The following is a 13,043-nucleotide window of genomic DNA, read 5'->3' on the forward strand; positions in this document are numbered from 1 at the left end:
GTCTTCTTGCGCGCACTTTCCAGCAGTGGGCGGATCTGCTCGAACTGTTCGCGACTGATATCACTTGGATAACTTGTTCTCATCCTGCAAATATCGCACTTTTTCTGTCAAACGAAAAGACTTTGAACAGGTTCTTATATTCAATCGCGAGACTTTGATTAAGATTGGCAGCGTTATGTGCTTTGTGGCAAGATAGAAAAATATTCTCTAAGATCGTATCTGGATAGCGCTTCTGCTCCTTAGCTATCAATGTGTTATTTATTTCTTCCAACTCTGAAACTTTGTTGAAAGACTTATGAGATTTCATGATATTGTAAAAATTGAATAAGGGGGGCTAGCTCGATTTACCAATGAGCCAAATTTTTGGAAGTGTACTGACGGCGTTAACCAAGTTTATTTATGTCTGTTCTTTTACAGTGCTTACCTGAATACTGTAAATAAATTTTCCATCTGAAGAATAATTACTTTCATACTTAAAAATTGAATAAGGCAATGCTGCTAGAAAAGGGAGAAATAACTAAATGGATGGAGTCCATTGGTATTTCAATATTACTTCCACTAATTGGCTATGCCATTGATCCATCGGATCCTTTCTTTATAAATTATCAGTTTCCCTGGCTGGTTCTTGCTCCTTTATTAATCAGTCTCCAATATGGGTTTGCATTTGGAATAATGACTGCTTCATTGCTTATAAGCATGGTTACGACGGGTTTCTTCTTTGGGTGGATGGGGGCTCCTTTTTTTCCAAAAGAAATGATCGTTGGCTTGTTACTGGTCACAATAATTTCTGCTGAATTTTATGGTATTTGGATTCGCAAAATAAAACTTCTAGAGAATAAAAATAATCATATTAACGCGAGGATGGATAAGTTTACCCGCGCGTATCACCTGCTTAAAGGTTCACACCATCAACTAGAATTACATGTAGCAAGTCAGGTGAAAAGCTTACGCTCTTTTTTAGTTGATTTGGAACAACAAATTTTATCTTTAGAGAAAAATGGAGGAGAGCCCCTAGCAGGCATCGGTGAGAGTATTCTTAAACTTTTTAGTGATTTTGCAAGTGTGCAGATAGCTGCGATTTACGCGGTAGCGGGCGATGAGCAAAAAAAAATCAACCCTGAGCCTGTGGCCTGTTTAGGGCATGCTTCTCCTTTATTATCTTTAGATCCCTTCGTAAGAGAAGCTCTGAGAACAGGGCAAGTTGCGAGCATTAAGTTGGAAGATGACAGTGCTATGAGTGCTGTTGGAACACTTGCCGTTATTCCTTTAATTGATGTTTATCAGAAAATTTGGGGATTGGTTGTTGTGAATGAGATGCCATTTTTCGCATTACAGGAAAGCACCATGGATTTATTTGCTATTCTGGGTGGAAATATTGGTGATCTAATTAAACGACGTGCAGAGGCTTATAGTTATATAGACGACAAAGGAAAAGATTTTGAACTTAAATTGCGTCGGGTTTTAAATGAAATTAAACTCTTAAAGACATCAGCTACATCAGCTATGCTGATTGGTGCAATTATCAATTCTGAAGAATGGCAGAGTAAATATCTCGCTAGATTTCAGGCTAACTTACGAGGAGTTGATAAAATTTGGGTTTTTAAAAATGAACAAAATCATAAAACTTATTTAATGCTAATGCCCTATACGGATGAAAATGGCGCTAATGAATTTTTAAATCGCGTTGGATTATCGGAATTGATGGCAGAAAAAGTTTGCAATAATTTGGATAGTAAGGTCTTTAGCTATCACGATGGTGATGTGAGTATTTGTATGTGGAACTTAAATAATAAAACTTTACTAAAAAAAGTTGTATTGGAAATTTCTCAATTTAATAAGAACAGCTTATTTTGATATCCAAAAGACAAGAAATTGGAATGCGATTATTTCTAATTCTGTTTAATTTAATTCTACTTACTCTGGCATTGGGATTTGAAATATATAGTCTGAAGTTAATTTCCAATGAACCTGTATCTGAGCAAATTCTAATAACAGCCCTTTTTTCTCATTTTATTGCGAGTATTGTGGCTGCCTATCTTTTTTCTAAAATCATAGTATCTAATCAAACTGAGCCCCAATTGAGGGTTTATATTTTGTTCTTTGTGGTTACTTTTTATTTACCGGTGCTAGGATTGATGGGATTGACTTTGGCATTACCCTTCATAAAGCACCTCTCTTCTAAACTAAAAAAAACAAATTTTCCTGTGAGCTTAAGTAAAATTAGGAATCTTCCTGATATGCCAGCTCCAGCTACAGATGATAACTCTGCCGATTTACATAGTTTATATAGATCCAGAAATCCTGATAAAAGGCTCCAGGCTATATATGCTACATTAAAAATAAAGGATCAAGATGCGGTTCCAATATTGCGTATGGCGCTTGGCGACCCAGTTGATGATATCAGATTACTTGCCTACGCTTTATTGGAACGGAAAGAACATAATCTCAGCGAGCGAATTAAAAAATCGAAGCAAAAACTTGAAAAAATAGAAAATTCAAGAAATAAACAATTGTTCCGACAGATTGCAAATGACTATTGGGAATTGGCAAATCTCGGTTTAGCTCAAGGGGAAATGCGAAACTATGTGCTTAATATGGCCTGCAAATATCTTGAATTAGGTCTTAAACATTATCCCGAAGATTCAGGATTTTGTTTCCAGTATGCACAAATTTTACTAAAACTGGGAAATTATGAGAAAGCTTCTGAACAAATTAAGAAAGCTGAGAATCTTGGAATTGAACATAAAAAATTACTGATTTACTATGCCGAATTGGCTTTTCATAAACACCATTATCACAAAGTAAAGCAATTAATGGCAGCGATAGATTTTCCTGCAGCTTTTCCTCAATTATCATCGGTAGTGCAATTTTGGCAGAAAAAGAATTAATGCAACAGGAGCAGAATTACGCTGATATTACACTCTTGTTAGAAGGTACTTATCCTTTTGTTAGAGGCGGAGTTTCAGGTTGGGTACACCAGTTAATAGAAGGACTTCCACAGTACACATTTGCTTTGATTTTCCTAGGATCCAGAAAAAGGGATTATGACAAACCCAAATATGTCTTGCCTGATAACGTTGTTCATCTGGAATGCCATTATTTGTGGGATCCATTTTCTTTATCTGAACCAAAAGCCTGCAAAGGCAATAATGAATATATTCTTAAATCAAGGAAACTCCATGATTGGTTTCGCAATCCATGTTCGAGCTTCGATGAAGCAGAAGTAAGAAAACTTTTAGTTTCTTTAGGGCAACTATCTGGCTTCACTATGGAGGAGTTTTTTTATAGTGTAGCGACATGGCAACACATCTGTGAGTGTTACGATGAATATGATGCGGATAATTCATTCATTGACTATATATGGGCTATCAAAGCCATGCATGCTCCATTGTTTAGGCTTGCCAGTATTGCTCACCAGTTTACTTATCGTACCGGAACATTCCATACGCTATCTACAGGCTTTGCAGGTTTTCTTGGAACATTATTGCATTATATAACCACTCGACCATTAATTTTAACTGAACATGGCATTTACACTAAAGAAAGAAAAATAGACTTGCAGTCTCTTTTTATTAAGGAGCATCATGATTTATTAAGCGATGCTCAATATATGGGAATGCAATATCAGGAAATATTATGGGTAAGATATTTTGAGTCATTAGGCCGCCTTATTTATAAAGCATCGAATCCTATTATTAGTCTCTATGAGAAAAATAGGGAACGTCAAATTACTGATGGTGCAGATCATGACCGAACAAAAGTTATACCAAACGGAATGGAAGTTGAGCGTTTTCTTACTATACGTGCACAAAGGCCAGAAAAAATTCCTCTGGTAATTGGGTTAATTGGAAGGATTGTACCAATAAAGGATATTAAAACTTTTATTCGGGCTATGCCCACTATTCTGAGCCAATTACCTGGAGCTGAAGGTTGGCTGATTGGTCCAGATGATGAAGATAAAGAATACGCGCAAGAATGTAGAGATTTGGTGCTGGAGCTAGCGTTGGAAGAAAATGTACATTTCTTAGGGTTTCAAAAAATAAGTGATGTGCTTCCTCGTATAGGGGTGCTGGTATTGACATCAATCAGTGAAGCTTTTCCGTTGGTAATACTTGAAGCCTATGCAAGTGGTTTACCAATCGTGGCAACTGATGTGGGTGCCTGTCGAGAAATCATCGAAGGTAAAAGCGACGAAGACCGTGCTTTGGGATGTGCAGGAATAGTAGTTCCCATTGCGAATCCAGAGGCAATTGCAGAAGCTGTGATTACACTATTAACCGACAAGAATCGTTGGCATTTAGCAAAAAAGGCTGGTATTCAACGAGTTGAAAACTATTATACACAGTCTCGCATGCTGGACGATTATAAAACAATTTATGATCAGGTGTTGACACAATAATGGCAGGCATTGGGTTCAAACTACGTGAACTGATGAAAGAAAACTCTCTTTCAGGGCTACTGCTAGCATATGGTTTTGCGGGAATTATTGGCTCTGGTCCATGGGTGTTGTCGATTGTTGGTATATTGTTAATTGGTTTCATTCACACGGAAAACTCATCTACACCTAATTTTGTCGGACAGTTTCAAATATCTGTAACTTACCTGATGGCGACTTCTTTAATCCTGACCGGTCCATTACAACTCATGCTCACGCGTTTTATTGCTGACAGGTTATATGAAAAACATGATGAGCAAGTCCTACCAAATCTGACAGGCGCCCTATGTGTTGTAATTGCTGTTAGCGGAACACTTGCGGTTTTTTGTTTAGTTTATTTGTTTGCCGGATCAATTTTATATCGTTTATTGATGCTGAGTGGTCTGGTTATTCTTTCCACGATTTGGATTGTCGTGATTATTTTATCGGGGCTTAAGGCATATCGTGAAATTTTATTAGCTTTTCTGGTAGGTTATGGGATAACAGTATGGGCTTCTAAAGAGTTGGGAACGTTTGGGCTGGAAGGCTTACTTTCTGGGTTTATTGTAGGACATAGTGTCTTATTATTCATGCTCTTGGTTGTAGTTTTTAGCTCCTATTCAGGTAATAAATTGATTTCCTTTGACTTTCTACGGCGAAGCCAAATATTCCCAAGTTTAGCGATTACTGGCCTCCTCTATAACTTGGCTATTTGGGCTGATAAATTTATTTTCTGGTTTAATCCCGAAACAAGCACTGCTGCCATTTTACCTTTAAGAGGATCGGAACTTTATGATCTTCCGATATTTCTTGCATATTTATCGATCATACCCGGTATGGCGGTATTTTTATTGCGAATGGAAACGGATTTTGTAGAGCAATATACAAGATTTTATGGTGCTATTAATGCCGGCTCCTCCTTGAAGCGTATTTTACAAATCTATCAAGAGATGGTCATAACCATTCGAAGAGGATTTATCGAAATCGTTAAGGTACAGGGAATGACCACTGTCTTATTGCTGGCAATAGGAGATAAACTACTAGCATGGGTAGGGATATCTCCTTTTTATAAAGTGCTATTAAATATTGACTTGGTTGCGGTGGGTATTCAGGTGTTATTGCTGGCCGTTCTCAACCTGTTATTTTATTTTGATTATCGTAAAGATGCTCTGTATCTCTGTTTATTATTTGCCACCTCAAATATTGTATTTACTCTTCTGAGTCAATATCTGGGACCTGCGTTTTATGGCTATGGTTTTGCCTTGTCAGTCGCATTAACTACGATTATTGGAATGGTCATTGTCTCAAAAAAACTTAACCAGCTGGTTTATGAAACATTCATGCTGCGTAATAAAACCAGCAATTAAAAATTGGTTATAAAATACCTCAAAGAGGTAAGTCTCTCGGCTTTGCTAAAGGTATTTGGCTCAATGCTTTTCTCAAAGAATCACAGAGGAAAATATGAAATTAGTCTTCTTGAACTACCGACCGATTGTAATACTCATTCATAGCATGCTTTTGTTGGGTGTCTGCCTTCCCATATATGCTAATCCTAGTATTGCATTTTTCTATGGTCAATCTGCCCCGGTGAATTTACTTTCTCATTATAAGCAAGTGGTAGTGGAGCCTGAGAATATGAATAATCTGGATTATCTCCATGCTAAGGGAACAAAGGTGTTCGCCTATATAAGTATCGGAGAAATCCATCCAACGCGCTCATGGTATTCAGAAATTCCCAAAAATTGGTTTATGGGTAGTAATGTAACATGGGGAAGCAGCATTATTGACCTGGCTCAACAAGGGTGGCATGACTATCTAATTAATAAGTATCTAGCTAAGTTATGGAAAGAAGGATATCGCGGTTTTTTTTTGGATACACTAGATAGTTATCAAAAGGCTGTCGCTAAACCTGAGGATCGGTTGATTCAGGAAAAAGCATTATCAAGCCTAATTAAACGTATACATCAACATTTTCCTGGGGTTAACCTTATTCTTAATCGCGGGTTTGAGATTCTGCCAGAAGTTGGTCAATATGCTGTCGCATTGGCTGCTGAATCGCTTTTTGAAAGCTGGGACCAGTCCAAACAAAATTACACGCAAGTTACAGAGCCAGATCATAACTGGTTGTTAGATAAGTTAAGACAAGCACAAGATCAATATGGATTGCAAATAATTGTTATTGATTACGTTGACCCAAGGCAGAAAGAGTTGGCGCGAAAGACGGCTAAGCAAATATCTGACTTGGGCTTTACGCCTTGGGTGGCAAATCCTGGATTAGATACTCTTGGTGTCGGACTGTTAGAAATTTTTCCCAGACGAGTTTTAGCGCTCTATGATGGACGGGAATATCCAGAAGGGATGCAACGGACTGATGTACATAAATTACTGGCCATGCCATTGGAATACTTGGGTTATACAGTCGATTACTTGGATGTAAATACTGGATTACCAGCAAATTCATTGACAGGACAATATGCCGGAATTGTCACTTGGTTTAACAGCGATGCTTTATTAAGTCCGATGGTTTATAGAGATTGGCTGCTGCGACAGATAGATTCTGGAGTTAAAGTTGCTATTCTGGGAAATTTAGGTTTTAAAGCTGATAATACCTTTTTGCGGCACCTGGAGGTCAAATTAAGTCAGTCAGCTATAAAGGAACCGCTCAAAATTGGATTGAGCGATAAAATTATTGGCTATGAGGCAAAACCTCATCCTAAAGCACGCGGGTTCACTGCATGGCAAGCTCTAGGAAATATTGAAATACATTTAGGCCTAATGGATCAAATGAAACAGTCTTTGGTCGCTGTATTTACTGGGCATTGGGGTGGAGTTGCCTTGCATCCCTATGTAATAGAAATTGGCTATGAGGGACGTCAACGGTGGATTATCGACCCGTTTAAATTTTTATCTAGAGCTCTTGATCTACCAGAAATACCTGTTGTCGATGTCACCACTGAGAATGGCCGACGCTTATTATTGGTGCAGGTTGATGGTGATGGGGCTAGCAATAAAGCCGAGATTCCGGGAACACCGCTGGCGATAAAAGTCATTCAGGATTATTTTTTAAAAAAATATAACCTACCATCCACAGTTTCCATAATTGAAGGAGAAGCAGCAAATGGCGACTCATCAGGTAAGCTTACTGAAACCGAGAAAGTGGCAAGGGATATTTTTAAACTGAAAAATGTTGAGATAGCCAGCCATTCCTATAGTCATCCATCAGCATGGTTTCAAAAGAACTATATTGATGCTAGGGGTGATGATTTTCACCTTCCTATTCCTGGATATGAATTTAACTTGGAACGGGAAATCACCGGTTCAGTAAAATATATTAATAAAAATTTAGCGCCTGAGAAGAAGCAAGCTCGTGCTTTTTTCTGGACCGGTGATGGGTTGGCAAATACAGAGGCTTTAGCTCTGACGCGCTCGCTTGGATTAGAAAATATGAATGGGGGTGGTGCGACTATAAGCAAAGATGAAAAAACGACTACACGCGTCCCCCCTCTTGGTTATGTGATTAATAATCAACTTCAAGTATATGCTCCAATTGCAAGTGATCATGTTTATACAAACAGTTGGCAAGGTCCTTTTTATGGATTTAATCGGGTCATTGAAACTATGCAGCTCACCGATAGCCCGCTTCGCCTAAAGCCACTGCATATTCACTATCACTTTTATTCGGGAAGTAAAATAGCATCCATCAATGCACTAAAGTCTGTTTACGATTGGACCATTAAACAGGAATCCAGGGCTATTTGGGTGAGTGAGTATGCGCAGAAGGTTAATGAATTCCAGAGCATTAGCCTGTCTCGCAGTATAGATGGCATTTGGGATATTAGAGGACTGAATACATTACGCACATTACGCTTGCCAGTATCAGTAGGATGGCCTGATTTAAAGAGATCCAAAGGGGTAATTGGAGTGCGTGACATAAAACAGGGGCGCTATGTGCATCTTCTGCCTAATCATGGACAAGTTCTGTTGTATACAGCCCCTAAATTCCCATTATCCACCTATCTCCTGCATAGCAATGGAGAGATCAAAAAATGGCAGGAGACTGCAGAAGGAGTTAATTTCCACCTACATGCTCATACGCCATTAGAGTTGGTCATAGCATCCTCAAAACCTAAATGCTATATTAAATGGGCAGGTGGTACGTTAGACGGGCAACAACAAAATCGGAGCTGGAAATTTATTTTTCCTATAGCTAATCCTGGGAATGCCTCGCTAGCTTGCAATTAAAAAGGCTATGTCTGCATTAATAGTTGAAACTGATTTTCTCGTCCGAGAGCGGCCTGGAGCCCAACGATTGGCGAGTTGTGCTCACCCCAGCGTTCCAACCATCTACGCAGCCCAGATAATTTTTTAAATACTTGGGCGACCCCATGAAATCTTTTCATCCACTGCTTGAGTCGGCTGTCGTAGGCATTAACGTTCTGGATATGGTAAATACCAGCAATGACTCGAATCCCAGCAGAGAGATTGACGGGGCGATGGGTAATTCCGAGGCTATGAGCCACAGATCGGTAAAGCGAAAGCGGGACACCCATCTTCTGGCGCAACTTATCGGCAAACGGCGGAACGACCAATACTCCACCAACGCCGGCACTGTCAAATACCTCCTGCAACAGCGCCCTCTCTTCTTCAAGCGATCGGTTCGCCCGATTACGCAGATTACGCTTGGCAACGGGCGCAGCCATTCTTCCAGTGGTTCGTTTGCAGTAATTTGTATGCAGTGTGCAGGTCTTGCCTTTTGATCGACAAATAGTAATGGCCGTCTGGAGCAGACTCAGACCCAATTCGAGTGGCAGCAGTAAAGCCTGTGCGCTACGCAGTTCATCGACTGTTTTAGCGATCCGTACCGCATTTCGGGCCAATTCAAGATGCTCTTCACCACTTTGGTCTTGCCATAATTGTCATCCATTTACGTGAGCCTAGACGACTTATTATTACATCTTATAACGCGAAATAGAATAAACAATATTCTTTATAAAACAATATGTTATGAATTATAAATTTAAACGCGATTATGAGAAATACTTTTTGAGTAGACTCTACATAGAGATGGGGCACTATTGCCTGAGCTCAGGAGATCAGCGTTCAAAGAACACTAGATACTTCAAATCAATGATAATTATAGAATCTCTCGAATCAAGCTTCGGCAATGTCAATAATCAAAACTACAGTTACCCAGTGAGATTGGGTTGATCAGTTGTGCGGCAGCGAGAGCTGCCTTGTTTTTTACTCGCATTTATTGTATCTTCCTTCTTGCTACCAGTGAGCAATTGTGCTCCAATGATAGCGTGTAATACATATAAGTTTCCCTCTCACGAGGGCTACCGTCGGATAGGCGGAAAATAACGCTTGCGGAGATATGAGTCACGCAGCAAGGCACTCACAGCCCAAGAACCCATCAAAGCGACTATACAGGTCAGCGTATAGCGCGTAGGAATCTCCCGCATTCAGGCAGGGGAGGATATCAATAACAGTTGAATCGGGACGGACCGACTGCGAGTATGTGCTTAAGGCTATGCACAAATGGTAGCGATCTTCAACTGCCCACAGCGTCGTTCATTCAAGTCTGAAGTTGCGCAGCGATTTGCATCGCTGCTTTATCGGAATGGGCATTCCATCCGGCCAAGAACAAGATGGTCTAGCTGATATGCTCAGCTCGCAAAAGACAAGTAATTAAATAGCTATTTTCACTACCGAATAGCCAAACTAGGCTGACAGATTCAATGACATCATGTACTGTCAGTCTAGGGTTTAATCACAAAAATAGATAATTTTATTTTGATGATTAACTATTTGTTCTGAATGAAATTCTTACTCAAAAAGTATATAACGAAATAATTCAATTAAGTATTAGTACATTTTAGATTACTGCTAAGTTGTCCTAATGACCTCGACTTCTAAGTTTCTGGATGGCAGTAAGCTGAGCTGCAGCTTCAATTAGCTCTGCTTGCGCACGTGCATATTCAATCTCAGATGTTTTATTTTTCATAGCCTCTTCAGCTCTTCTCTTAGCTTCTAAGGCTTTGGCTTCATCTAGATCTTTGCCACGTATTGCAGTATCGGCTAATATTGTTATCACGTCTGGCTGGACTTCTAACATGCCACCTGATACGTAAACTGCCTCCTCATCTTTTAAAGGAGCTTTAACTCGTACCATACCAGATCTAATACGAGTAAGCATAGGCGTGTGATTAGGAAAAATACCGACTTCTCCCATAAGTGCAGGAACAACCATAAACTCTGCTGGTCCAGAATATATTGATTCCTCAGCGCTTACTATATCCAGATGAAATATCGTGCCCATTTGGTTTATCTAACTTTAATTATTGAATCGTTTTGGCTTTCTCAATCACTTCTTCGATTCCACCAACCATATAAAAGGCTTGCTCTGGTATATCATCAAAATCACCATTAACAATTCCTTTAAATCCTTTGATTGTTTCCTTCAACGATACATATTTTCCTGATGAACCAGTGAATACTTCTGCAACGAAGAATGGCTGTGATAAGAATCTCTGAATCTTTCTTGCTCTGCTCACAGTTAGCTTATCTTCTGGTGAAAGTTCATCCATACCAAGAATTGCAATAATATCGCGCAACTCCTTATATCGTTGCAATGTTTGCTGTACTGCACGAGCAGTATTGTAATGATCTTCTCCAACGATCATAGGATCTAATTGTCGGGAAGTAGAATCAAGTGGATCAACTGCAGGATAAATCCCCAACGAGGCAATATCACGCGACAATACAACCGTAGCATCAAGATGTCCGAATGTTGTAGCAGGCGAAGGATCAGTTAAATCGTCCGCTGGAACATAGACAGCCTGTATGGATGTAATAGAGCCAGCTTTAGAAGATGTAATACGTTCTTGCAAACGCCCCATTTCTTCTGCTAGCGTAGGTTGATAACCTACAGCAGAAGGCATTCGTCCTAATAACGCAGATACTTCTGTTCCAGCAAGTGTGTAACGGTAGATATTATCTACAAAAAACAAAACGTCACGTCCCTCATCACGGAAAGACTCCGCCATGGTTAACCCAGTTAATGCCACACGCAAGCGATTTCCAGGGGGTTCATTCATTTGACCATAAACCAGAGCGACCTTATCCAATACATTGGAATCTTTCATCTCATGGTAAAAGTCATTACCTTCCCTGGTTCTTTCTCCAACACCCGCGAATACTGAGTAACCACTGTGCTCTATCGCAATATTACGGATCAACTCCATCATATTCACTGTTTTTCCTACACCTGCCCCGCCAAACAAACCAATTTTCCCGCCTTTAGCAAACGGACAGATTAAATCAATTACTTTAATGCCCGTTTCTAATAACTCAGTTGATGCCGAAAGTTGATCAAATGCCGGTGCAGCACGATGGATGGGCATACTTTTATCAGCACCTATGTCACCCATTTCATCAATAGGTCTACCCAACACATCCATAATACGACCAAGCGTTTTCGTACCCACAGGAACGGTTATCTGCTTTTCCGTATTTACAACAATCATCCCCCGCCGCAATCCTTCTGAAGATCCGAGTGCAATCGTTCTTACGATTCCATCGCCCAACTGTTGCTGTACTTCAAGTGTTAATTCTGTGCCTTCCATTATCAGTGCGTCATAAACATTAGGAACACTTTCCCTCTGAAATTCAACATCAATGACTGCACCGATACATTGAACAATTTTACCCTGGCTCATTATTGTTCCCTAAAACTAAAATATTGATTAAACAGCGGCTGCACCGCCAACAATTTCTGATAATTCTTTAGTAATTGCGGCCTGACGAGATTTATTGTAAATCAATGTCAATTCATTAATTAAATTACCTGCATTATCTGAAGCAGCCTTCATAGCAACCATTCTAGCAGATTGCTCTGATGCCATATTTTCTGTAACTGCCTGATAGATTAATGCTTCAACATATCTGACCATAATATCATCTATTATCGGCTTCGCTTCAGGCTCATATAAATAATCCCATAATTGTTTATGGTTGGTTTCCTTCACACCTTCGCCAATGCGCTCATCGGATAATGGCAATAACTGCTCCATCATGGGCTCTTGCTTCATCGTATTAACAAAACGATTATAGAAAATATAGACTCTATCAAAACGATCTGCAGTATACCCATCAAGTACAATCTTTATAGCACCTATCAATTTCTCGATATTTGGTGTATCGCCAAGACCTATTATCTGAGAAATAATGTTTGCTCCAATGCGTCCCATAAAACCCAGACCTTTGTTGCCAATGCAACATACTTCTATTTGCTCGCCTTCAGCTTCCCAGGTACGCATTTGATTTACAACTTTACGCAAAACATTAGTATTAAGCCCGCCGCACAAACCTTTATCTGAGGTTACTACAATAATGCCAATACGTTTTACCGTATCGCGCTCTATCAAAAAAGGATGACGATATTCCGTACTCGCACGACTCATGTGAGCCGCCACATTGCGAATTTTCTCCCCATATGGTCGTGCTTTTCTCATACGCTCCTGAGCTTTACGCATTTTTGATGCAGCAACCATCTCCATAGCACGAGTAATCTTCTGCGTATTCTTAACGCTTCGGATCTTATTGCGTATCTCCCTGCTTCCAGCCATCG

8 protein-coding genes and 2 pseudogenes are annotated in these 13,043 nt (G+C 39.7%); 5 read left to right on the forward strand and 5 right to left on the reverse strand.

Annotation, left to right across the window (positions count from 1 at the left end):
- A pseudogene (locus BLW34_RS15400) lies at positions 1-83 on the reverse strand (IS5/IS1182 family transposase); the annotation flags it as partial.
- A 409-nt stretch (positions 84-492) separates the two neighbouring features.
- On the opposite strand from BLW34_RS15400, the gene BLW34_RS01680 reads away from it, so the two are divergent.
- The 5 genes from BLW34_RS01680 (at position 493) to BLW34_RS01700 (ending at position 8,656) form a co-directional block, all read left to right on the forward strand.
- On the forward strand, positions 493-1,854 hold the full coding sequence (locus BLW34_RS01680) for a hypothetical protein (RefSeq protein WP_090574787.1): 1,362 nt from the start codon (positions 493-495) through the stop codon (positions 1,852-1,854).
- Between the two features lie 23 nt (positions 1,855-1,877).
- On the forward strand, positions 1,878-2,888 hold the full coding sequence (locus BLW34_RS01685) for a tetratricopeptide repeat protein (RefSeq protein WP_090574790.1): 1,011 nt from the start codon (positions 1,878-1,880) through the stop codon (positions 2,886-2,888).
- Entirely contained in the window at positions 2,870-4,399 is a 1,530-nt protein-coding gene (gene pelF / locus BLW34_RS01690; protein WP_256203526.1) for a GT4 family glycosyltransferase PelF, read from the forward strand. The genes BLW34_RS01685 and pelF overlap by 19 nt, the downstream gene beginning before the upstream one ends.
- Positions 4,399-5,781, forward strand: coding sequence for an exopolysaccharide Pel transporter PelG (gene pelG / locus BLW34_RS01695; RefSeq protein ID WP_090574794.1), 1,383 nt, complete (start codon positions 4,399-4,401; stop codon positions 5,779-5,781). The genes pelF and pelG overlap by 1 nt, the downstream gene beginning before the upstream one ends.
- 94 nt (positions 5,782-5,875) lie before the next feature.
- Positions 5,876-8,656 (forward strand): bifunctional glycoside hydrolase/polysaccharide deacetylase family protein, encoded by a 2,781-nt coding sequence (locus BLW34_RS01700; protein WP_090574797.1) that lies wholly within the window; start codon positions 5,876-5,878, stop codon positions 8,654-8,656.
- A gap of 5 nt (positions 8,657-8,661) precedes the next feature.
- Here the strand turns inward: BLW34_RS01700 and BLW34_RS01705 are convergent.
- The 4 genes and pseudogenes from BLW34_RS01705 to atpG form a co-directional block, all read right to left on the reverse strand.
- Positions 8,662-8,949: pseudogene (locus BLW34_RS01705) on the reverse strand (IS1595 family transposase); the annotation flags it as partial.
- A 1,361-nt stretch (positions 8,950-10,310) separates the two neighbouring features.
- Positions 10,311-10,733, reverse strand: coding sequence for a F0F1 ATP synthase subunit epsilon (locus tag BLW34_RS01710; RefSeq protein WP_090539827.1), 423 nt, complete (start codon positions 10,731-10,733; stop codon positions 10,311-10,313).
- Between the two features lie 19 nt (positions 10,734-10,752).
- A complete protein-coding gene (gene atpD / locus BLW34_RS01715) occupies positions 10,753-12,132 on the reverse strand; it encodes a F0F1 ATP synthase subunit beta (RefSeq protein ID WP_090539829.1) in 1,380 nt (459 codons plus the stop codon).
- Between the two features lie 27 nt (positions 12,133-12,159).
- Positions 12,160-13,041 (reverse strand): F0F1 ATP synthase subunit gamma, encoded by an 882-nt coding sequence (atpG, locus tag BLW34_RS01720; RefSeq protein WP_090539831.1) that lies wholly within the window; start codon positions 13,039-13,041, stop codon positions 12,160-12,162.
- Between the last annotated feature and the right edge of the window lie 2 nt (positions 13,042-13,043).

This window comes from Nitrosomonas sp. Nm58 (genome assembly GCF_900107335.1).
Taxonomy (GTDB): domain Bacteria; phylum Pseudomonadota; class Gammaproteobacteria; order Burkholderiales; family Nitrosomonadaceae; genus Nitrosomonas.